The following is a 23,740-nucleotide window of genomic DNA, read 5'->3' on the forward strand; positions in this document are numbered from 1 at the left end:
CTCGTGGCGGCGCTGCGCGCGTCGCTCAAGGAGTCCGAGAGCCTGCGTGCGCGCAACCGCGCCCTGCAGGCCGCTTCCCGCGAACCGATCGCGATCGTGGCGATGAGCTGCCGCTTCCCCGGCGCGAACTCGCCCGATGAGCTGTGGCGGCTGGTCGCCGACGGGACGGACGCCGTCTCGCGGTTCCCCGCCGACCGAGGCTGGGACGAGGCGGGCATCTACGACCCCGAGCCCGGAAAGCCCGGCAAGACGTACTCGCGTGAGGGCGGATTCCTTTACGACGCCGCCGAGTTCGATCCCGCCTTCTTCGGGATCGCGCCGAACGAGGCGATGGTCATGGACCCGCAGCAGCGGCTGCTGCTGGAGGCGTCCTGGGAGGTGCTGGAGCGTGCGGGGATCGACCCCACCACGCTGAAGGGCAGCGCGACCGGTGTCTTCGCCGGGATGATGTACCACGACTACACGTACAACAACAGCACGGGCGCCATGGCCTCCGGCCGGGTCGCGTACACGCTGGGCCTCGAAGGCCCCGCGGTGACGATCGACACCGCCTGCTCGTCCTCCCTGGTCGCGCTGCACTGGGCGGTCCAGGCCCTGCGGTCGGGGGAGTGCACGCTCGCGCTGGCCGGCGGTGTCACGGTGATGGCGACGCCCGAGACCTTCATCGAGTTCAGCCACCAGCGCGGGCTGGCGACCGACGGCCGCTGCAAGTCGTACGCCGCCGCCGCCGACGGCACCGGCTGGGGCGAGGGCGTCGGCATGATCCTCGTGGAGCGGCTGGCGGACGCCCGCCGCAACGGCCACCCCGTACTCGGAGTCGTACGCGGCACGGCGATCAACCAGGACGGCGCCAGCAACGGCATGACGGCCCCCAACGGGCCGTCCCAGCGGCGGGTCATCAAGCAGGCGCTCGCCAACGCCCGGATATCCGCCGACGGCGTCGACCTGATCGAGGGCCACGGCACCGGCACGACACTCGGTGACCCGATCGAGGCGCAGGCGCTGCTCGCCACCTACGGGCAGGACCGCCCCGGGGACCGGCCGCTCTGGCTGGGCTCCATCAAGTCGAACATCGGTCACACGCAGGCCGCCGCGGGCGTGGCCGGCATCATCAAGGTGGTCGAGGCGATCCGGCACGGCGTCATGCCGCCGACGCTGCACGTGGACGAGCCGACGCCCCAGGTGGACTGGGAGACGGGTGACGTCAGGCTGCTCACCGAGACACGGGAGTGGCCCGACCAGGAACACCCGCGCCGCGCGGGCGTCTCGTCCTTCGGCATCAGCGGCACCAACGCCCATGTGATCATCGAGGAGGCGCCGCCCGTCGAGGAGGAGGCGCCGTCGGGCCCGGCCACCGGGGGACCGGTCCTGTGGACCCTCTCGGCCAGGACCGAACAGGCGCTCGGCGCGCAGGCCGAACGTCTCCACTCCTACCTGCGCGAGCGGCCGGAACTGGCGCCCGCCGACGTCGGCCTGTCGCTCGCGACCGGCCGCGCCGCGCTCGAACACCGCGCGGCGATCGTCGCCGAGGACCGCAGGGCCCTCCTCGGCGGACTCACCGCACTCGCCGGGGGAACCTCATCGCCGTCCGTCGTCACCGGCAAGCGCCGTGAGGGCAAGGTCGCGTTCCTCTTCACCGGCCAGGGCAGCCAACGCCTGGGCATGGGACGGGAGTTGTACGACACGTTCCCAGCCTTCGCGGCGGCGTTCGACGAGGTGTGCGAGGCGACGGGCCTGCCCCTCAAGGACGTGATGTGGGGTGACGAGGCGGCGCTGCACCGTACGGAATCCGCACAGCCCGCGATCTTCGCCCTCGAAGTCGCCCTCTTCCGGCTGGTCGAGTCCTGGGGAGTCAAGCCCGACTACCTGGCCGGACACTCCATCGGCGAGCTGGCGGCGGCCCATGTCGCGGGCGTACTCGGTCTGAAGGACGCGGCACGGCTGGTCGCCGAGCGCGGACGGCTGATGCAGGCGCTCCCGGCGGGCGGCGCGATGGTGGCGATCGAGGCCACGGAGGAGGAAGTCGCTCCGCTGCTCACCGACGAGGTGGGAATCGCCGCCGTCAACAGCCCTACGTCCGTGGTCATTTCGGGCGCCGAGGACGCGGTGACGGCGGTCACCGAGCACTTCACCGACCGCAGGGCGAGCCGGCTGACCGTCTCGCACGCGTTCCACTCGCCGCTGATGGAACCGATGCTGGACGACTTCCGCAAGGTCGCCGAGAGCGTCACCTACGACCGGCCGCGCATCCGGCTGGTGAAGGACATGGCGTCCGCGGAGTACTGGGTACGGCATGTACGCGACGCGGTGCGGTTCGCCGACGACGTCCGCCGACTCCAGGACGAGGGCGTGACCCGCTTCCTGGAGATCGGCCCCGACGGGGCGCTCACCTCCATGGCCCGCCAGACGGCGCCGGAGGCCGTCACCGCCGCCGCCCTGCGCCGCGAACGGCCCGAGGCCGCGACGCTCCTGACGGCGGTCGCGCACCTGCACACCACGGGCGCCTCGCCCGACTGGACGGCCCTCTTCGCGGACCGGGGGGCACGGCGTGTCGATCTCCCCACCTACTCCTTCCAGCGCGGCCGCTTCTGGCTCTCGGAGCCGGTGACCGGGGGCGGCAACGCCGCCTCCATGGGCCTGACCACGCTCGACCACCCGCTGCTGAGCGCCGAGATCGCCGTGCCCGGCTCCGACACTGTTGTCTTCACCGGACGGCTGTCCGTCAACACCCACCCCTGGCTGGCCGACCACGAGGTCCTGGGCGCGACGCTGCTGCCCGGTACCGCCTTCGTCGAACTGGCCGTGCGCGCGGGCGACCAGGTCGGCCACGGAGTCCTCGACGAACTCACTCTCCACGCGCCGCTCGCCCTGCCCGAAGCGGCGGGCGTACGGCTGCGGCTGACGGTCGGTGAGCCGGACGGCGACTCGGGCCGCCGCCCCCTGACCATCCACTCGCTCGCCGAGGACGCCGACGGGGACGCGCCCTGGGTCCTGCACGCCGAGGGCGCCCTGGCAGCCGAGGACTCCGCCGCGCCGGCGTCGTTCGATCTGACACGGTGGCCGCCGGACGAGACGGCACGGATCACCACCGAGGGCGCGTACGACCGGTTCCGGGAACTCGGTTACGCGTACGGCCCTGCCTTCCAGGCGCTCAAGGCCGCCTGGCGCGTCGGCGACGAGATCTTCGCCGAGGTGGCGCTCGCGGACGAGGTGACCGACGCCGAACGGTTCGTGCTGCACCCGGCCCTGCTCGACTCCGCCCTGCACGCGGTGATCCTCAGCGCGGGCGAGGACGACGCCACCTCGCTGCCGTTCGCCTGGAAGGGCGTCCGGCTGCACGCCTTCGGCGCCACCGCCGCGCGCGTCCGGTTCACCCCCGGCGACGACGGCGGGACGACCATCCATGTCGCCGACACACAGGGGCGTCCCGTCGCGACCGTGGGGTCCCTGATCTCCCGGGAGGTCTCGGCCGAGCAGCTCGCACCGGCGGCCCCCGGGCCCGGCGACTCGCTCTTCCACCTGGCCTGGACACCCGCCGGATCCGCCGGTTCCGCCGACGAGGCCGACTGGACGACGGTCGCGGACCTGGCGGAACTCTCCGACCAGGTGCCCGCGACGGTCGCGCTGACGCTTCCGGTCGGCACGGGCCCGATCGCCGAGGACGTCAGGACGGTCACCAACAAGACACTTGAGGCCCTTCAGACCTGGCTCACGGACGAACGGTTCGCCGACAGCAGGCTCATGGTGGTGACACACGGGGGCGACGACCTCGCGCACACCTCCGCCTGGGGCCTGGTCCGCGCCGCGCATTCGGAGGACCCGGAGCGCTTCGCGCTGCTCGACACCGACAGCGACGACACGGAGACGATCGCCCGCGCCGTCGCGTCCGGCGAGGGGGACCTGCGTATCCAGGACCAGGAGATCCTGGTTCCCCGGCTCGCGCGCGTCCCGGCGGCGCCGGACGGCGACATCGCAGCCGACACCGATAAGCCGGCTGACGGGGCATCACCCTGGGCCCGGCCCGGAACGGTACTGATCACCGGCGGTACGGGCGGACTCGGCGCCCTCGTCGCCCGCCACCTGGTGACCGAACACGGTGTCCGCGACCTGCTGCTGACCAGCCGCCGCGGCATTCAGGCGGCGGGCGCCGCCGACTTCCAGCAGGAACTGGCCGGCCTCGGCGCGACCGTCGAGATCGCCGCCTGCGACGTGGCCGACCGGGACGCCCTGGAGACGGTGCTGGCCGGCCGCACCCTCGGCGCGGTCGTGCACACCGCCGGCGTACTGGCCGACAGCATGATCGCCAACCTGACGCCGCACGGCCTCGAACAGGTGCTGCGCCCCAAGGTGGACGGCGCGCTGAACCTGCACGACCTCACCCGCGACCAGGAACTCGGCGCCTTCGTCCTGTTCTCGTCGGCCGCAGGCGTCTTCGGCTCGCCCGGCCAGGGCAACTACGCCGCAGCCAACACCTTCCTCGACGCCCTCGCCCAGCGCCGCCACGACGAGGGCCTGCCCGCGCAGTCCCTCGCCTGGGGCCTGTGGGCGGACACCGGCGGCATGGCGGGCGGGCTCGGCGATGCGGACCTCCAGCGGCTGCGCCGCCAGGGCATGCCCGCGCTGACGTCGCACGACGGACTCGCGCTGTTCGACGCCGCCGCCACCAGGCCCGAGCCCGCGCTCGTACCGATGAGCCTGGACCTGCGGGTGCTGCGCAGCGGCGCCGCCGGCGAACCGCCCGCCGTACTGCGCGGCCTGGTCCCGTCCACCCGGCGCCGCGCGGCGACCGCCGACCCGGCGGCGCTGCGCCGCGAACTGGCGGCGATGCCCGCCGAACAGCGCGAGCGGGCACTTGGCGACCTGGTCCTGAGCCTCGCGGCCTCCGTCCTCGGCCACTCCGGCCCCGAGGCGGTCGACCCCGCGCGCGACTTCCTGGAGTCCGGCTTCGACTCGCTCACCGCGATGGAACTGCGCACCGCGCTGAGCGCGGCCACCGGGGTGAAGCTGCCCACGATGGCCGTGTTCGACAGCAAGAACCCGGCCAACCTCGCCCGTCTCCTCATGACCGAGATGGAATCCGGTCTCACCCGCCCCGACCCGTCCGACGAGCCGTCGCCCGGCCAGGACGAGACCGTGACCGAGCTTTTCCGGGGGGCCGTGCGCGCCGGTGACTCGACGGGAGCGCTGGCACTGGCATCGGCGGTCGCCGCGCTGCGGCCCCGGTTCACCACGCCCGCCGAACTCGGCAGCCCGCCGAAGACGGTGCAACTGGCCGACGGTGCCCGCCGCCCCCGGCTGATCTGTCTGTCCACACCCATGGCCGGCGGCGGTGTGCACCAGCACGCCCGCCTCGGCTCCGAATTCCGGGACATCCGGCCCGTGTCCGCGCTGGCGCTGCCGGGATTCCAGCGGGGCGAGCCGCTGCCCGAATCCGTCGATGCGCTGTCACAGGTCCTCGGCGACGCCGTGCTCGCGGCGGCGGACGGCGATCCGTACGTACTGCTCGGCTACTCGTCCGGCGGCATCATCGGCCATGTCCTCGCGCGACACCTGGAGGAGACGGTCGGCAAGCCGCCCGCCGGGCTCGTCCTGATCGACACCTTCCGCGTCGAGGACACCGCGATGAACGTCGGCTTCGGCCATCTCATGGGCGAACTGCTCACGGTGGAGACGACCGTCGGCAGCTTCGACACGGCCCGGCTGTCCGCGATGCCGTACTACTTCCAGGTGCTGGCGGGCTTCGACCCCGTACGGCTGGCGGCGCCGACCCTCTTCGTCCAGGCGTCCGAGCCGTTCGTGCAGCCCCCGGAGGGCGTCGACGTGGCCGAGATGCGGGCCCAGCCGTGGGACGCCGAGCACACGCTGCGCACCGTCGAAGGCAACCATTTCTCCCTCGGACAGGAGCACGCCCCGGCGACCGCCCGAGCCATCGAGGAGTGGCTGGAGACGCTCGACTGAGCCGTGGCCGACGTCAGGATCCCCCGGAAGAAGTGCACGCCGCGTGCGGGGACGCGGCACCTGCCGAGTACGACCCGAAATGAGAGTGGTTGAGAAATGGCGTCCACGCCCACGGCCAAAGGGACTGTTCCCTTCCGGGAGTTCAAGACCTGGTACCGCGTCACCGGACCGACCGGCGCGGGCCGCCCGGCCCTCGTCGTCGTGCACGGAGGCCCCGGCTCCACCCACGACTACCTGACGGGTCTGTCCGTCTACGCCGAACGCGGCTGGACGGTGGTCCACTACGACCAGCTCGGCAACGGCGGCTCGACCCATCTGCCCGACGCCGACCCCGGCTTCTGGAACCCGCAGCTCTTCCGCGACGAGCTGGAGAACCTGCTGACCCGGCTCGGCATCGCCGACGACTACGTCCTGTTCGGGCAGTCGTGGGGCGGGATGCTCGCCGCCTGGCACGCCTCGGCGCGCCCCGCCGGGCTGCGCGGTCTGGTCATCGCCAACTCACCGGCCTCCTACCCGCTGTGGCTCGCCGAGATGGACGTCCTGCGCTCCCAGCTGCCGCCCGGCGTCGACGACACACTGCGCAAGCACGAGGCCGCCGGCACCACCGACAGCGACGAGTACATCGAGGCGATGCTGGTCTTCTACGCCCGGCACGTCTGCCGCGTCCAGCCCTGGCCCGGCGAGCTCATGGCCTCGTACATGGAGGCCGTCAGCGACCCGACGGTCTACCGCACCATGAACGGCCCCAACGAGTTCCATGTCATCGGCAGTCTGCGCGACTGGTCGGTCATCGACCACCTGCCCAGCATCGACGTGCCCACCCTCGTCCTGTCGGGCCGTTACGACGAGGCCACCCCGGTCACGGTGCGCCCCTTCGAGGAACTGATACCGGACGCCCGCTGGGAGATCTTCGAAGACTCCAGCCACGCCCCGCACTTCGAGGAGCCGGAACGGTTCTACGAGGTGCTCGGCGCATTCCTTGACACGGTCGGCGCACGCGACGCGCAGACCACAACGGTGAGCGGAGGCTGAGAAGCGCATGGACGCCCAGGTCGAGGAGATCGTCGAGGCGCTGCGCGGCTCGCTCGTCGAGAACGAGCGGCTGCGGCAGGACAACGAGAGCCTGCGCGCCGCCGCGAGCGTGGCCACCGAGCCCATCGCGATCATCGGCATGGCCTGCCGGTTCCCCGGCGGCGTCGGCTCCCCGGAGGAGCTGTGGGAGCTGGTCGACGAGGGCCGTGACGCGATCGGACCGTTCCCCGGCGACCGTGGCTGGGACATGGGCGCGCTGTACGACCCCGAGCCGGGAAAGCCCGGCAAGACGTACGCGCGCGAGGGCGGATTCCTGCACGACGCCGCCCAGTTCGACCCCGAGTTCTTCGGGATCAGCCCGCGTGAGGCCCTCACCATGGACCCCCAGCAGCGGCTGCTGCTGGAGATCACCTGGGAGTCGATGGAACGGGCCGGTCTCGACCCGGCGTCCCTGCGTGGCAGCCGCACCGGTGTGTTCGCCGGCGCGATGTACCACGACTACGGCATCACCAGCAGCGACGGCAGCCTCGTCTCGGGACGCGTCGCCTACACCCTCGGCCTGGAGGGCCCGGCGGTCACCGTCGACACGGCCTGCTCGTCGTCGCTGGTCGCGCTCCAGTGGGCCTCGCAGGCCCTGCGCTCGGGGGAGTGCACCCTGGCGCTGGCCGGCGGCGTCAGCGTCATGGCCACCCCCGAGACATTCATCGAGTTCAGCGAGCAGCGCGGGCTCTCCGCCGACGGCCGCTGCCGCTCCTTCGCCGCCGAGGCCGACGGCACCGGCTGGGCCGAGGGCGCCGGCGTCCTGCTGCTGGAGACCCTGTCCGACGCCCGCCGCAACGGACACCCCGTGCTGGCCGTCGTGCGCGGTACGGCCGTCAACCAGGACGGCGCGTCCAACGGCTTCAGCGCACCCAACGGCCCCTCCCAGCGCCGGGTCATCCAGCAGGCGCTCACCGCCGCCGGACTGACCCCCGCCGATGTCGACGTCATGGAGGGCCACGGCACGGGCACCTCACTCGGTGACCCCATCGAGGCGCAGGCGCTGCTCGCCACGTACGGACAGAACCGCGAAGAGCCGCTGTGGCTCGGCTCGATCAAGTCGAACATCGGCCACACCCAGGCCGCCGCCGGAGTCGCCGGCGTCATCAAGATGGTCGAGGCCATCCGGCGCGGCACCCTGCCCAAGACGCTGCACGCCGACGAGGCGTCGCCCCAGGTGGACTGGGACGCGGGCAACGTCCGCCTCCTCACCGAGTCCCGGGCCTGGCCCGACGCCGACCGGCCGCGCCGCGCCGCGGTGTCCTCGTTCGGCGTCAGCGGCACCAACGCCCACGTGATCATCGAGCAGGCGGAGTCCGACCCCGAGCCCGGCGCCGGGTCCGCCGCGCCGCGGCCGTCCTCGGACGTGCCCGTCCCGCTGCCGCTGTCGGCCGGCACCGAGACCGCCCTGCGCGCCCAGGCCCGGCAGTTGGCCGGCCACCTGCGGAACACGCCCGGCCTCGACCCCGTCGACCTCGGGTTCTCCCTCGCCACCACACGCGCCGCGCTGAGCCGCCGCACGGTCGTGGTCGGCCACGACCGCGAGGAACTCCTCGGCGCGCTCACGGCGTTGGCCGACGGCGCGCCCATCGGTGGCCCGGCGCGGACCACCGGACTGACCGCCTTCCTCTTCACCGGACAGGGCAGCCAGCGCCTCGGCATGGGCCGCGACCTGCACGCCGCGTTCCCCGTGTTCGCCCGCGCCTTCGACGAGGTGTGCGCCGTTCTCGACCCCGCCGTGCGCGAGGTCATGTGGAACGACGAAGAGGCCCTGAGCCGTACCGAGTTCACCCAGCCCGCGATCTTCGCCCTCGAAGTGGCGCTGTTCCGGCTCCTCGAATCCTGGGGCGTACGGCCCGACTTCGTCGCCGGTCACTCGATCGGTGAGCTCGCCGCCGCCCATGTGGCCGGCGTGTTCTCCCTCGCCGACGCCGCCACGCTCATCACCGCCAGGGCGCGGCTGATGGGGGCGCTGCCGACGGGCGGCGCGATGGTGGCGGTCGAGGCCACCGAGGACGAGGTCGTCCCGCTGCTCGGGGACGGTGTCGGCATCGCCGCCGTCAACGGCCCCACGTCCGTGGTGCTTTCGGGCACCACGGAAGCCGTGGACGAGGTCGTCGGCAAGCTCGGCGCGCGAAGGACGAACCGTCTGACGGTCTCCCACGCCTTCCACTCGCCGCTGATGGACCCGATGCTGGACGACTTCCGCCGTGTCGCCGAGGGCGTCACATACGCGGAGCCGACCGTCCCCGTCATGGCGAGCGGCGACGTCACCACAGCCGCGTACTGGGTCGGCCATGTCCGTGACACCGTCCGCTTCGCCGACGCGGTGACCGGGCTGGAAGCCGAAGGCGTCACCCGGTACGTCGAACTCGGCCCCGACGGCATCCTCACCGCCATGGCCCGCCAGAGCCTCACGACCACCGCCGAGACCGCCGTACTCGTCCCGGCCCAGCGCCGCAAGGAAGCCGGAACCGTCGCCGTTCTCACGGCAGTCGGCGCGCTGCACGCGGCGGGCCTGAAGGTCGACTGGACGGGCGTCTTCGACGGCCGCGGCGCCCGGCGCGCCGACCTGCCCACCTACCCGTTCCAGCGGGCCCGTTACTGGTTCGACAAGCGCGGCCTGGGCGGCGACGTCACCTCCGCCGGCCTCGACCGGCCCGACCACCCGCTGCTCGGCGCGATGGTGCACCTGCCCGGCTCCGACGGCGTGGTGTTCACCGGGCGGCTGTCCACCGGCGCCCACCCCTGGCTCTCCGACCACACCGTGCTCGGCTCCGTCCTGCTGCCCGGCACCGCGTACGTGGAACTCGCCGTGCGCGCCGGGGACCAGGTGGGCTGGAACCGCGTCGAGGAACTCAACGTCGCGGCGCCCCTGTTCCTGCCCGAGCACGGCGGCGTCCACATCCAGGTCGCCGTCGACGCGCCCGACGCGTCCGGGCTCCGCCCGGTGAGCGTGTTCTCCCGTGCCGACGACGCCCCGCTCGACCGCGAATGGGTCCTGCACGCCGAGGGGTTCCTGGCGCCCGACGCGGCCGAACCGTCGACCGACCTGGTGGCCTGGCCGCCGCGCGACGCCGAGCCTCTTCCCGTCGAAGGGCTCTACGAACGCCTCGAATACGGGCCCACGTTCCACGGACTGCGCGCCGCCTGGCGGCGCGGCGACGAGCTGTTCGCCGAGACGGCCCTCCCCGAGGGTGTCGACGCCGGCGGCTTCGGCCTCCATCCCGCCCTGCTCGACTCGGCGTTGCACGTGCTCGACCTGGCGGGCGAGGACGCGACCGTACTGCCGTTCTCCTGGTCCGACGTCACCCTGCACGCCGAGGGCGCCATGGCCGCGCGGGTCCGGCTGAGCGTCCGGGCCGACAAGTCGGTGTCCCTGGAACTGGCCGACGCCATGGGGCGGCCCGTCGCCTCGGTCGGGTCGCTGACACTGCGCCCCGTCACCGCGGACGGCCTCTCCCCGGCCGCGGCCCGCGTCGCCAACGCGCTCTTCCGGGTGGACTGGGTCCCGGCCGGTGAAGCCCGGTCGGGCGCCGACGACACCGAGGCGAGCGTTCACCACTGCCCGCCGACGACCGGCGACACCCTGGCAGCGGTGCGTGCGGTCACCTCCGGCGTACTGGAGGCCGTCCAGGCAGCGGTGGAGGGCGACACCTCCCTCGTCGTCGTCACCAACGGCGCGCTCGACGGCTCCGACCTCGGCCACGCCGCCGTATGGGGACTCGTACGCGCCGCCGAGGGCGAGCACCCCGGCCACTTCTTCCTCGTCGACACCGACGCACCGGTCGACCCCCGCCGGATCGTCAATTCCGGCGAGCCCGAACAGCGCGTCCACGGCGGCGAGACGCTGGTGCCCCGCCTGGCGGGCGTGCCGCTGGGGGCGGCCGACACCGTCTGGGACACCGCGCGCACCGTTCTGATCACCGGCGGGACCGGTGCCCTCGGGGCCGCCGTCGCCCGTCATCTGGTCACCCGCCACGAGGTACGCCGGCTGCTGCTGACCAGCCGCCGGGGACCCGACGCGCCGGGAGCCGCCGAACTCGCCGAGGAACTGACCGCGCTCGGCGCCGATGTCGAGATCGTCGCGTGCGACTCCGGCGACCGCGACGCCCTGGCCGCGCTGCTCGACGGCCGGACCATCGGCGGCGTCGTACACGCGGCGGGCGTCCTGGACGACGGGGTGATCCTCTCCCTGACTCCCGAGCGCGTCGACCACGTGCTGCGCCCGAAGGCGGACGCGGCCTGGCATCTCCACGAACTCACCCGCGACATGGGGCTCACCGCGTTCGTGCTCTTCTCGTCCGTCGCCGGTGTACTCGGCGCCCCCGGACAGGGCAACTACGCGGCGGCCAGCACCCTGCTCGACGGCCTCGCGCGGCACCGGCACGCGGGCGGACTTCCCGCGCTGTCACTGGCCTGGGGGCCATGGGCCGGAGAAGGCATGGCGGACGGGCTCGCCTCGGCCGGCATGCGCTCCCTCGCGCCGGAGGAGGGTCTCGCCCTGCTCGACGCCGCCACCGCCGCGGCCGAGCCCGTGCTGGTACCGGTCCGGTTCGACCTGGCCGCCTTCGACACGCCTCCGCCCATCCTGCGCGGCCTCGTCCGGGGCCGGTCACGCCGTGTCATCGACACCGACGCGTCGGCGACCGCCGTGCTGCGGCAGCGCCTGGCCGGACTCGACGAGGCGGAACGCGCCGCCGAACTCCTCGGCCTCGTCCGCACCCAGGCCGCGATGGTCCTGCGGCACGCCGGAGCCGATTCGGTCGACCCCGACCGGGCCTTCCGCGACCTCGGATTCGACTCGCTCACCGCGATCGAACTGCGCAACCTGCTGGGTGGAGCCACCGGACTCCGCCTGCCCGCCACGCTCGTCTTCGACTACCCGACCCCCGGAGTGCTGGCAGGACATCTCCTGGAGGAGCTGTCCGGAGCCGTGGAGAAGGCTCCGGCCGCGACCGTCGCGAGCCCGCTGGACGACGAGCCGATCGCCATCGTCTCGATGGCCTGCCGCTACCCGGGCGGCGTGGACTCGCCCGAGGGGCTGTGGCGGCTGGTCGACGAGGGCGTCGACGCGATATCGGAGTTCCCGGCCGACCGGGGCTGGGGCGTGGAGGACATCTACGACCCCGAGCCCGGCGTTCCGGGCAAGACATACGTACGCGACGGCGGATTCCTGCACGACGCGGGCGACTTCGACCCGGACTTCTTCGGCATCAGCCCGCGCGAAGCCCTCGACATGGACCCGCAGCAGCGGCTGCTCCTTGAGACGTCGTGGGAGGCGCTGGAGCGCGCCGGGATCGCGCCCACCACGCTGAAGGGCAGCGCGACCGGTGTCTACGCCGGGGTGATGTACCACGACTACCCCGGCGGTACCGGCGGAGGCAGCATCGTCTCGGGCCGCGTGTCCTACACCCTCGGCCTCGAAGGCCCCGCGGTGAGCGTGGACACGGCGTGCTCGTCGTCCCTGGTCGCCCTCCACTGGGCGGCGCAGGCGCTGCGCTCGGGCGAATGCTCACTCGCCCTCGTCGGTGGTGTGACCGTCATGGGAACACCGCAGTCGTTCATCGATTTCAGCGAGCAGCGCGGTCTGGCCGCCGACGGCCGGTGCAAGTCCTTCTCGTCCTCCACCGACGGCACGGGCTGGGGCGAGGGCGCGGGCGTCCTCGTGGTCGAGCGGCTGTCGGACGCGCGTCGTCTCGGGCATCCGGTGCTCGCGGTGGTGCGGGGCAGTGCGCTGAACCAGGACGGTGCGAGCAACGGTCTGACCGCCCCCAACGGGCCCTCTCAACAGCGCGTGATCAAGCAGGCGTTGGCGAACGCGGGTCTGTCGGCGGCGGATGTGGACGCGGTCGAGGCGCACGGCACGGGGACCACTTTGGGTGACCCGATCGAGGCGCAGGCGCTCCTCTCCACCTACGGACAGGGCCGCGTCGACGGGAAGCCGTTGTGGTTGGGCTCGATCAAGTCCAACATCGGTCACACGCAGGCCGCGGCGGGTGTCGCGGGGATCATCAAGATGGTCCAGGCGATGCGTCACGCCAAGCTTCCGCGGACGCTGCACATCGAAGAGCCGACGCGGCAGGTCGACTGGGAGGCCGGAGACGTACGGCTGCTGACCGAGGCACGCGAGTGGCCCAGCGAGGGCCGCCCGCGCCGCGCCGCCGTGTCCTCCTTCGGCATCAGCGGAACGAACGCGCACGTCATCGTCGAAGAAGTCGTGCCCGTGGATGAAGTCCCGGTCGAGCGGCGGGAGTTGCCGGTCGCCCCGGTGGTCGTCACGGCGAAGAGCCCGGCGGCCCTGGAGACGCAGATCGCGCGCTTCGGCGCACTGGTGAAGGACGGGAACGCGCTCGACGTGGCGTTCTCGGCGGCGACCGGCCGGGCCGCGCTCGAACACCGCGCGGTGCTAGTCGGGTCCGAGACGGTCACGGGTGAGACCGGTGCGGGCAAGGTGGCGTTCCTGTTCACGGGGCAGGGGAGTCAGCGTCTGGGTATGGGGCGTGAGTTGTATGAGACGTTCCCGGTGTTCGCGGCGGCCTTTGACGAGGTTTGCGCTGTTCTTGACCCCGCGGTGCGTGAGGTCATGTGGGCGGATGAAGAGGCTCTGGGGCGTACGGAGTTCACTCAGCCGGCGATCTTCGCGCTGGAAGTGGCGTTGTTCCGGCTGGTGGAGTCGTGGGGTATCAAGCCCGACTTCCTGGTCGGGCACTCGATCGGTGAGCTTGCCGCCGCGCATGTGGCGGGGGTGTTCTCGCTTGAGGACGCGGGCCGGCTGATCTCCGCACGCGGACAGTTGATGCAGGCGCTTCCGGCCGGTGGGGCGATGGTCGCCATCCAGGCCACCGAGGATGAAGTCACCCCGCTGCTGACCGATGGTGTAGGGGTCGCGGCTGTCAACAGCCCGTCCTCGGTGGTCATTTCCGGTGTGGAGGACGAAGTCACGGCGGTTGCCGAGTACTTCACCGACCGTAAGCGGAGCCGTCTGACGGTGTCGCATGCCTTCCACTCGCCTTTGATGGACCCGATGCTGGACGATTTCCGTAAGGTCGCGGAGAGTGTCACGTACTCCGAGCCGGTGATCCGGCTGGTTCGGGATGTGGCGTCGGCTGATTACTGGGTCGCGCATGTGCGTGGCGCGGTGCGGTTCGCCGACGATGTCCGTGAGTTGCAGGACCAGGGTGTGACGCGGTTCCTGGAGATCGGGCCCGACGGCGTACTCACCGCGATGGCGGGGCAGACTGCGGAGGGCACTCTCGCGGCGACGTTGCGTCGTGACCGTCCCGAGGTCGAGAGCCTGTTCGCGGGTGTGGGCCGGTTGTTCGCGGCCGGTGTTCCTGTCGACTGGGACACGGTCTTCGACGGCCGAGGCGCCCGCCGGGTGGATCTGCCGACATATCCCTTCCAGCACAAGCGCTTCTGGCTCGTCGAACAGTCGAACACGGCCGCCGGTGCGGACGCGGTCGACCACCCCCTGCTCACCTCCGGGATTGCCCTCCCGGACACGGGCGGTGTGGTGTTCACCGGGCGTCTGTCCCTCGACACCCACCCCTGGCTCGGCGACCACGACGTACTGGGCACCCTGCTGCTGCCCGGCACCGGACTGGTCGAACTCGCCCTGGCCGCAGGCGAACAGGTCGGCTGCGGCACGATCGACGAGCTGATGCTGGAAGCACCGCTCGTCGTCCCCGAGAAGGGCGCGGTCGCCATCCGCGTGCTCGTCGGCGGCCCCGACGACTCCGAGGCGCGCACCGTCGAGATCTACTCGTCCCTGGACGACGAGACCTGGAGCCGTAACGCGGCCGGTGGCCTCGCACCCTCGGCGGGCGCTCCGTCGTCCGACCTGACCCAGTGGCCGCCGGTGGGCGCCAAGCCGCTCCAGGTGGAGGGCGCGTACGAACGGCTCCTCGCCCGCGGTTACGACTACGGACCCACCTTCCAGGGGCTCAAGGCCGCCTGGCGGCTCGACGACGACGTCGTGTTCGCCGAGGTCGCGCTCCCGGAGGGATCGGACGCGGCCGGGTTCGGCCTGCATCCGGCGCTGCTGGACGCGGCGATGCACGTCGGGCTCATCGAGGAGGGTGACGCGTCCGAGTCGGACGCACCGGAGCTGCCGTTCTCCTGGAACGGTGTCTCGCTCCACCGCGCCGGTGCCTCCGCCCTGCGCGTCAGGCTGTCGAACCAGGGCCAGGACGGCACGGACGTACTGGTCACCGACGAGACCGGCGCCCCCGTTCTCTCCGTCGCCGCCCTGACGTCGAGGCCCGTCTCGGCCGAGCAGCTTCGGGCCGACGGCGAGCACCGCGAGTCGCTGTTCTCCCTCACCTGGACCAAGGCGCCCGAAGCACCCGCGCTGGAGACACCCGTCGTGGTGTACGAGGTCCCCCGGGCGGACGGCCCCACGCCCGAGGCCGCGCACGCCGTCGCCGACCAGGTGCTGGCCCGCATCCAGGAGTGGCTCGCCGACAACGGCGGCAGCGAGGAGAAGCTCGCGGTCGTCACCCGTCGCGCGGTGCCGATCGAGGGCGAGGACGTCGATCTGAGCCAGGCACCCGTATGGGGCCTGGTCCGGGCGGCGGCTGCCGAGAACCCGGGCCGGTTCCTCCTGCTCGACCTGGGGGACGGGGCCACCGTGCCGCCCCTGGCCGACCGTCCCGAGACGGCGGTCCGCAACGGCGAACTGCTCGTCCCCGCGCTCACCCGCGTACCCGCCGCCGCGGTCGACGCGGAGCGCGCCCCGTGGGACCCGGCGACGACGGTACTGATCACGGGCGGTACGAGCGGACTCGGCGCCATCGTCGCCCGTCACCTGGTGACGGCGCACGGCGTCCAGCACCTCGTCCTGACCAGCCGCCGGGGCGCGAAGGCGCCAGGCGCGGCGGAACTCCACGCCGAACTGACCGCGCACGGCGCCCGGGTGGACATCGAGGCGTGCGACGTGGCCGACCGCGCCGCCGTCGCCGCCGTGCTGGACAGGCACCCCGTCGGGGCCCTGGTCCACGCGGCCGGCGTCGTGGACAACGGCCTTGTCCGCGGGCTGACACCGGAGCGTATGGACGCGGTCCTGCGCCCCAAGGTGGACGGGGCCTGGCATCTGCACGAACTGACGGCCGACCGCGACCTGTCGGCGTTCGTCCTGTTCTCCTCGATGGGCGGTCTGCTGCTCGCGGCGGGCCAGGGCAACTACGCCGCCGCCAACGTGTTCCTGGACGCGCTCGCCCGCCACCGCCACCAGGCCGGACTGCCCGTCACCTCGCTGGCGTTCGGCCTCTGGGAGGCCGAGACCGGCCTCGGCGAGCTGGCCGAGGCCGACCGCAAGCGCATGCTCCGCATGGGCCTGCCCGCCCTCTCGCAGGAGGAGGGACTCGCCCTGCTGGACGACGCGTTGCGTACGGGGGAGCCCGCGCTGGCGCCGTTCCGCCTGGACACCGCCGCCCTGCGGGCGCGCTCGACGGACCGGCTGCCCGCGCTGCTGCGCGGCCTGGTGCCCGCCTCGCGCCGCCGTACCGGCGGACCGGGCGCGGCGGGCGGCGGGGACGACGGCGCGGCACTGCGGCGCAGCCTCGCGGCAGCCGCCGACCAGGCCGAGCGTGACCGGCTCCTGGTGGATCTGGTGCGGACCCACGTCGCGGCGGTGCTCGGGCACGACGGCGTCGACGCCGTACGGGCGGACCGGGCCTTCAAGGACCTCGGATTCGACTCGCTCACCGCCGTTGAGCTGCGCAACAGCCTGCGTACGGCGACCGGGTTGAAGCTGCCCGCCACCCTGGTGTTCGACCACCCGACGCCCGACGCCGTCGCCGAGCGGCTGAGCGAGCAGCTGGGCGGCGACCAGGAACCGGCGGCCTCCCCACTGGACGCCGAACTGGCCCGTCTGGAGGCGGCGTTGGCGTCGGCGACGCCCAACGAGGAGACGTACGGCCGGGTCGCCGAGCGGCTGCGCGCCCTCGCGGCCGGCTGGGCCGAGACCCACAGGCCGGACGAGAGCGAGGAGACCGAGCTCGAATCGCTCTCGGCCGACGAACTGTTCGACGTTCTCGACGGCGAGCTGGACACGCGGTCCGCGCCGTAGAACCGCGCCGGACCGGAACAACCATCCACAACGAGGAGAACCACCCACGTGACCACCGAAGCGACCCCCACGTTCCAGCAGGCCGACGACGCGTTGATCAAGCTGCTCTCGCCGCCCTTCCCCGACGACCCGTTCCCCATCTACGAGACCCTGCAGTCGGTCAACCGGGTGCACAAGTCCGCGCTCGGCATCTACGCGCTCTCCGGGTACGAGGAGGTGACCGCGCTCCTGAAGATGCCCGACGTCCACAGCGGTGCCCGCGCCGCCGCGCAGATGCGTGAGGACTGGGCCGACCACATCTCGCTGCGGATGTACCTGAACTCGATGGTCACCCTCAACGCTCCCGACCACGGCCGTGTCCGTGGTCTGGCCAGCCGCGTCTTCACCCCCAACAAGATCAAGAAGATGCAGCCGGCGGTCGAGCGGCGGACCGACGAACTGATCAGCGCCATCATCGAGAAGTCCGAGGGCGGCGAGCCCGTCGACATCGTCGAGATGCTGGCCATGCCCTTCCCCGTCGCGGTCATCAGCGACATGCTCGGCCTGCCCTACGAGGACGGCAAGCGCACCTGGGAGCTGGCCGACGACTGGTCACGCGTCTTCTCCGGCATCTACACCGAAGAGGACCTGGTGGTCGCGGACTCCGCGGCCGAGGAACTGACCGGATACTTCCGTGACGTGATCAAGGCCTGCCGTGAAGAGCCCAAGGACGACCTGATGTCGTCGCTCGTCCAGGAGGCCACCAACGGCAAGCTCGACGAGGAGGAGCTGCTGGCGCTCATCCTCTTCCTGTTCACGGCCGGCTTCGCCGCCACCACCAACCTCATCGCCACCGGGGTGCTCGCCCTCATGGAGCACCCCGACGAGCTGAAGCGCTGGCGCGCGGACAAGAGCATCACCCCGACCGCCGTCGAGGAGCTGCTGCGCCACACCGCCCACACCACCGCGTCGAGCCGTCTCACCACCCGCCCCATCACCATCGGCGGCGTCGACATTCCCGAGGGCGTTCTCGTCCTGGCCCTGCTCTCCGCCGCCAACCGCGACCCGGAGAGGTTCCCGGACCCGCACCGCCTGGACCTCACCCGCGACAACGGCACCCACCTGAGCTTCAGCGCCGGCGCCCACTTCTGCTTCGGTGGCAGCCTCGCGCGTATGGAGGCCGCAGACCTCTTCCCGAAGCTGATCGACACGTTCGCGAGCATGGAGCTGGCCGGCACCCCCGGGCGCCGCGCCATCATGGGCCTGACCGGCTACACCTCGCTCCCGGTGCGCCTCACCCGCTGAACGGCCGGGTACCAGGTTCAACGCTCAACGCAAGAAAGGAGTCCCCGCGCGAACTTCGCGCGGGGACTCCTTACGTGTACGGGGGTCGTATGTCGTACCGGGTGGACGTTCCTACTCGGAGGCGGGTGTGGGGCTGGGCCGGCCCGTCGTGGCGTCGGCCTTCGTCTCGTCCGTCGCGTCGGGCGTCTTCACATGACGCAGCAGCAGCGCCGCGCCGACGGCGCCCACCAGCATGACGGCGCCGCCCACCGCCGCGCTGAGGTTCATCCCGCGGGTGAAGGCCTCTCCGGCCGCCTGGACGAGGGAGTCGCCCGCGTCGGCGGGCAGATGCCCGGCGACTTCGTGCGCACCGCCGAGCGAACCCTCGGCGGCCTCCTCCGCCTCGGGCGGCAGCCCGGACGTCGAGTCAGCGATGTCGCGGGTGTAGACGGCGGCACCGATGCTGCCCAGGATCGCGACGCCCAGCGCCCCGCCCAGCTGGTTGCTGGTCTCGGGCAGCGCCGCCGCCGCGCCCACGCGCTCGGCCGGGGCCGCGGAGACGATCAGGTCGGCGGTCAGGGGGATCGCCATGCCGACGCCGGCGGACAGCACGCTCGCGCCGACCACCGCCATGGCCAGGTCCGAATCGGCGCGCAGCTGCGTCATCATGGCGAATCCCGCCGACGCGATGACCATGCCGACGGCGATGATGTAGCCGGGGCGGATCTTCTTGGCGAGCCCGACGGCCACCGATGTCGTGACCGCCACCGCCAGCGGCGCCGGCAGGGTCCACAGTCCGGCCTCCAGCGGGCTCAGTCCGTAGACGAGCTGGATCCACTGGGTGGCGAACAGCAGGAAGCCGACCATCGCGAACAGGGCGACGAGGTTGACGCCGATGGACGCGGTGAACCCCCGGTCCCGGAACAGGCTGAGGTCGATCAGCGGGTTCGGGGCCGAGCGCTGGCGCATGACGAACAGCACGCCGACGACGAGACCGGCGGCGATGACGCCCGTGTGCTCCCAGGCGAAGCCGTCGTCGGCGAGCTCCTTGATGCCGTAGATGACCGGGAGGATGGCGGCGAGGGACAGGACGGCACCGATGAAGTCGAAGCGGCCCGGGTTGGGATCGCGGTACTCCGGCAGGAGCATCGGGCCGAACACCAGGATCAGGATCGTGACGGGGATGTTGATCAGGAAGACGGAACCCCACCAGAACTCTTCCAGCAGTGCGCCGGACACGATCGGTCCGAGCGCGGCGCCGCCGGAGAGACCGGCCGTCCAGATCGCGATGGCGGTACGGCGCTGGTTGGGGTCGTGGAACATGTTGCGGATCAGGGCGAGGGTGGACGGCGCGAGCACGGCCCCGGACATGCCGAGGACGGCGCGCGCGAGGATCAGCAGCTCGGCGCTGCTCGCGTAGGCGGCGGCGAAGGACGACGCGCCGAACACGACCGCGCCGATCATCAGCAGCTTCCTGCGGCCGATGTGGTCGCCGAGAGTGCCCATGGCGATGAGCAGTCCGGCGAGCATGAATGCGTAGATGTCGACGATCCACAGCTGCTGTGTGGCACTTGGCTCCAGCGACGCGCTGAGGAAGGGCAGCGCGAAGTACAGCACGGTCATGTCCATCGACATCATGAGGACAGGGACGACGAGGACGGCGAGGCCGACCCACTCCTTCAAGGTCGCGCGTTCGGGGCTCATGGAGTCGACTCTAGATCTGTATAAGTAATCCGTCTATGTCAAATTCTGTTTAGGACGATTGTTTAAGACAGATCTCTGAACACATGGCTAGACTCCACTCATGGGACACCGAGAGGATCTGCTGGCCGGCGCGAAGCAATGCCTGTACGAGAAGGGGTACGCACGTACCACCGCCCGAGACATCGTCGAGGCGTCCGGCGCGAACCTGGCCTCGATCGGCTACCACTACGGCACCAAGGAAGCGCTTCTCAACGCCGCGATCATGGAGGCGGCGGAGGAGTGGGTCCAGGAGCTGAAGGGGGCCCTGGCCGACGCGGCCGACCTGCCCGAGGACCCGATCGAACGGTTCCAGACGGTCTGGACGCGCGTGATCGAGCTGTTCGACCGTCACCGCCCCGTGTGGGGCGCCCAGTTCGACGCGATCTCCCAGCGCGACCATGTGCCGGAGGTCCGCCGCTTCTTCGCCGATGCGCAGCAGCAGGCGCAGAAGGGCCTGGTCCAACTCCTCTGGGACGGCAGCGAATTGTCACCGGAGGCCGAGGCCTCGGTCGGGCAGTTCTACCACGCGCTGCTCAGCGGCGTGATGATGCAGTGGGTGGTCAACCCGGACCACGCCTCGACGGGCGAGTCGCTCGCCGAGGCGCTGCGGACGGTCGCGGAGAACGCCCGGCACTTCCGGTCAGGTACGGCTCTCTGACGCCGCAGCGGCCTCGCGGGCCAGCTGTGCCCGGTCGACCTTGCGGTTGGAGTTCAGCGGGAACTCCGCCACGTGCAGGAAGGCCCTGGGCATCATCGGGTCGGGCAGATACGCGGACAGCTCCTTCCGCAGCGTGACCGGCGCGATGCGCTCACCGGTGTAGTAGAGGACGAGCTCCAGTCCGCCACCGGGGGCCGGGCGGGTCACCGTGGCCGCGTTCTGGACTCCCGTGCACTGGCGGACGATGTGGTCGACCTCGGCCAGCTCGACCCGGAAGCCCTGGACCTGTACCTGGGCGTCCAGCCGGCCGAGGTAGACCAACTCGCCGTCGTCCAGGCGCCGTACCCGGTCGCCGGTCCGGTACCAGCGGCGGCCGCCGCGCTCCAGGAAGCGGCCCTTGTCGTCCTCCGGGTCCAGGTAACCGGGTGTCATCTGCGGTCCTGTGATGCACAGTTCACCCTGCACCGGGGACTCGTTGTCCTCGTCCAGCAGCAGATGGTCGTGACCGGGGTGCACCTTGCCGATGGGGACGACGCCGTTCACGGCCTGGCGCTCCGAGATCTCCGGCGACCAGCGGTGCCCGGTGATGGTGACGGTCAGCTCGGTCGGCCCGTACAGGTTCTCGATCTTCGACTGGGGCGCGGCGACCTGCCAGTCGGCGGCGTCCTCGTGCAGCAGCGCCTCACCCGCGAAGAAGCTCCACCGCAGGGTGGGCATCGAGCCGGGCTTCAGGCTGCCCATCCGCCGGATGAACGAGATGCCGCTCGGGGTGGAGAACCACACCGTCATCCGCCGCTCGGCGAAGAACGCCGGCAGATCCCGGTGGGCCGCCGCGGGGATGGCGTGCACCGGCGCCCCCCGGCCCCAGGAGCAGAACAGCTCGAACATCGCGCAGTCGAAGTTGAGGCCGACGTTCTGGCAGAAGACGTCGTCGGGGCTGAAGTCGTAGCGCTCGTCCAGCAGGTTGAAGTAGTGGACGTTCGCCTCGTGCGTGATCGGCACCCCCTTGGGGCGGCCCGTCGACCCCGACGTGAACAGGACGTACGCGATGTCGGACGGCAGCACGGCCGCCGGCGCGTCGAGCGCCTTCGCGGGCGCCGCTTCGTCGAGGAAAGGCAGATCCAGCTCGGTCTCCGCGAGCGCGGCCCGGCCCGCCCCGTCGGCGATGACCGTCGAGACCTTGGCGGCGCTCAGCATGGAGCGGGTGCGCTCGGCCGGGAACCGCGGATTGAGCGGTACGACGGTGGCGCCGGAGTACAGCGCCGCCATGATCCCGACGTACGCGGTCAGGCTCTTGTCCGCCAGCACGGCGACGTTGTGCGGCCCCTGCGGAGCCATGGCGCGCAGCGCCCCGGCCCGGTGCAACGACAGCTCGTGCATCTCCTCGTACGTCAGGCTCTCGGCGTCCACACGGATCGCCGTACGGCCGGGCGACAGCGCCAGGCCGCTCAGGAACCGTTCGTGCAGACCGTTTCCGGGGACGGGTGTCTGGGTCATAGCGCGTACTCCGAAGAGGAAAAGGGGTGGGTAGGGGTGCCGACCGGTACTGCGCAGAGATTAGGTTGGCAGCGATGCCGACTATTCGGTAAACGTCGGGAAAACACAGGAGCCCGCATGTGGGACGAGTCTTTCGAGCAACTTCTCCGCAAACAGATTCCCTTGCTGGAACCGAATGAGGAGTTGACCGCCGAGTTGAGTCTGCGCGATTTCGGCCTGGACTCCATGGGAATGGTTTCCCTGCTGTCCTCGCTGGAGGACGAGTACGGCGTCCGATTCGTCGACGATGCCCTCAACACGGACAACTTCGCCACTCCGGGAACCCTTTGGAAAACCCTCGACGCCATGCGCTGACCGGTTTCTTCCCGCTATGCGATCGCGCTGCGACGGCGCGGTCGCATAGCCGTGTCCGGCTTCACGGCGACGACGTCGAACGCGCTGGTCATGACCTCCACACGGCCCCACAGGGCGTCCTGTCCGGTGACGTACACCCGCTCGGCGCCCAGACCCTTGACCGTGTCGACGACGGCCGGCCAGCGCACGGTGTGCGTCACGGCGTCCAGCAGCAGCTCCCGTACCTCATCGCCGGTCTTCAGCAGCGATCCGTCGTGGTCGGACACGACGGGGATGGCGGGATCGGCGAATTTGATGTCCGCGGTGACCTCGGTCGCGATCTCCTCGCGCAGCGCGGCGAACACTCCCGAGTGCATCGGGGGCCGCATGACGTACAGCGGCAGGCCGCCCGCCGCGCGGAGCCGTCCCTGGAGCCACTCCACCACGTCCTCGTAGACCGAGAGCATGTGGAAGTCGTGGTCGACGTGGCAGGCCACCTCGTTCCAGTCGCCCCGCGCGTCCAGCTCCGAGCGGATCTCGGCGAGTTTGTCGGCCGGGACGCGGGCGAACGACTGGGTGACGATGTCGCGGTGCTCACGGGCGAAATAGGCGTCCACACGTCGGCCCCACGCGAGAGTCATCTCGACGGCCTCCGGGAAAGGCAGCGAGCCCGCGTGCACCGCGGCGGCCGTACCGCCGAAGCTGGCACCCACGCAGGCCACCGGCTCCACGTCGTGCTCCGCGGACGCCCACTCGGCCAGCGCCAGGCAGTTGACCAGGAACGCGATCCGCGCCGGCTCCGGGAAGGCGCCCACACCGTCCTGGGCCTCGCTCTCCCGGTACCGGTCGATGAGCGAATAGCCCAGGATCCGGTCCGTCTCGGCGACGAGCCGGCGGGCCACGGGATGGGCCGCCATGAACCGCGCCGAGTCGGCGAACCGCGTCGGGCCGATTCCCGGAAAGACAATCGCCGACATATTCTCGCTCTCCCTGTTTTCCGCGCTTATCGGGTACGTTCCGAAAGCCCGGCACTTCGATCCTATGTTTGCCGGTTCAGTCTTGTGTGGGCCCCCTGACGGCATAACCCCTAATGCCCCCTAGTTCTGGGGTGACCGGGCAGGAGTCCTTGTGGGGTGAAAAGCGCA

9 protein-coding genes are annotated in these 23,740 nt (G+C 71.5%); 6 read left to right on the forward strand and 3 right to left on the reverse strand.

Translation table 11 applies throughout. The features are described 5' to 3' along the window. Nucleotides 1–3 precede the first annotated feature (3 nt). The 4 genes from OIE74_RS34670 (at nt 4) to OIE74_RS34685 (ending at nt 18,385) form a co-directional block, all read left to right on the forward strand. Nucleotides 4–5,958 carry a type I polyketide synthase gene (locus tag OIE74_RS34670; RefSeq protein ID WP_443076391.1) on the forward strand — a complete coding sequence of 1,985 codons (5,955 nt, stop codon included), beginning with the start codon at nt 4–6 and terminating at the stop codon, nt 5,956–5,958. Between the two features lie 96 nt (nt 5,959–6,054). Beyond that, nucleotides 6,055–6,990 (forward strand): proline iminopeptidase-family hydrolase, encoded by a 936-nt coding sequence (locus tag OIE74_RS34675; RefSeq protein WP_329390846.1) that lies wholly within the window; start codon nt 6,055–6,057, stop codon nt 6,988–6,990. A 109-nt stretch (nt 6,991–7,099) separates the two neighbouring features. Continuing rightward, nucleotides 7,100–17,101, forward strand: a complete 10,002-nt coding sequence (locus OIE74_RS34680) for an SDR family NAD(P)-dependent oxidoreductase (RefSeq protein ID WP_443076392.1) — start codon at nt 7,100–7,102, stop codon at nt 17,099–17,101. A 48-nt stretch (nt 17,102–17,149) separates the two neighbouring features. Then, entirely contained in the window at nt 17,150–18,385 is a 1,236-nt protein-coding gene (locus OIE74_RS34685) for a cytochrome P450 (RefSeq protein ID WP_329390851.1), read from the forward strand. Nucleotides 18,386–18,496: 111 nt separating this feature from the next. Here OIE74_RS34685 and OIE74_RS34690 read toward each other — a convergent pair whose 3' ends face one another. Next, nucleotides 18,497–20,068 (reverse strand): MFS transporter, encoded by a 1,572-nt coding sequence (locus OIE74_RS34690; protein ID WP_329390852.1) that lies wholly within the window; start codon nt 20,066–20,068, stop codon nt 18,497–18,499. A gap of 100 nt (nt 20,069–20,168) precedes the next feature. On the opposite strand from OIE74_RS34690, the gene OIE74_RS34695 reads away from it, so the two are divergent. Next, nucleotides 20,169–20,765 carry a TetR/AcrR family transcriptional regulator gene (locus tag OIE74_RS34695; RefSeq protein ID WP_329390855.1) on the forward strand — a complete coding sequence of 199 codons (597 nt, stop codon included), beginning with the start codon at nt 20,169–20,171 and terminating at the stop codon, nt 20,763–20,765. Here the strand turns inward: OIE74_RS34695 and OIE74_RS34700 are convergent. Next, nucleotides 20,748–22,262 (reverse strand): amino acid adenylation domain-containing protein, encoded by a 1,515-nt coding sequence (locus OIE74_RS34700; protein WP_329390858.1) that lies wholly within the window; start codon nt 22,260–22,262, stop codon nt 20,748–20,750. The two genes, OIE74_RS34695 and OIE74_RS34700, sit on opposite strands and share 18 nt — an antisense overlap. Before the next feature lie 117 nt (nt 22,263–22,379). Between OIE74_RS34700 and OIE74_RS34705 the strand changes: the two genes are divergently transcribed. Beyond that, nucleotides 22,380–22,616, forward strand: a complete 237-nt coding sequence (locus tag OIE74_RS34705; RefSeq protein ID WP_329390860.1) for an acyl carrier protein — start codon at nt 22,380–22,382, stop codon at nt 22,614–22,616. Between the two features lie 14 nt (nt 22,617–22,630). Here the strand turns inward: OIE74_RS34705 and OIE74_RS34710 are convergent, their stop codons facing one another. Beyond that, nucleotides 22,631–23,572 (reverse strand): ACP S-malonyltransferase, encoded by a 942-nt coding sequence (locus OIE74_RS34710; protein ID WP_329390862.1) that lies wholly within the window; start codon nt 23,570–23,572, stop codon nt 22,631–22,633. Nucleotides 23,573–23,740 lie beyond the last annotated feature (168 nt).

This window comes from Streptomyces sp. NBC_01716 (assembly GCF_036248275.1).
GTDB lineage: Bacteria > Actinomycetota > Actinomycetes > Streptomycetales > Streptomycetaceae > Streptomyces.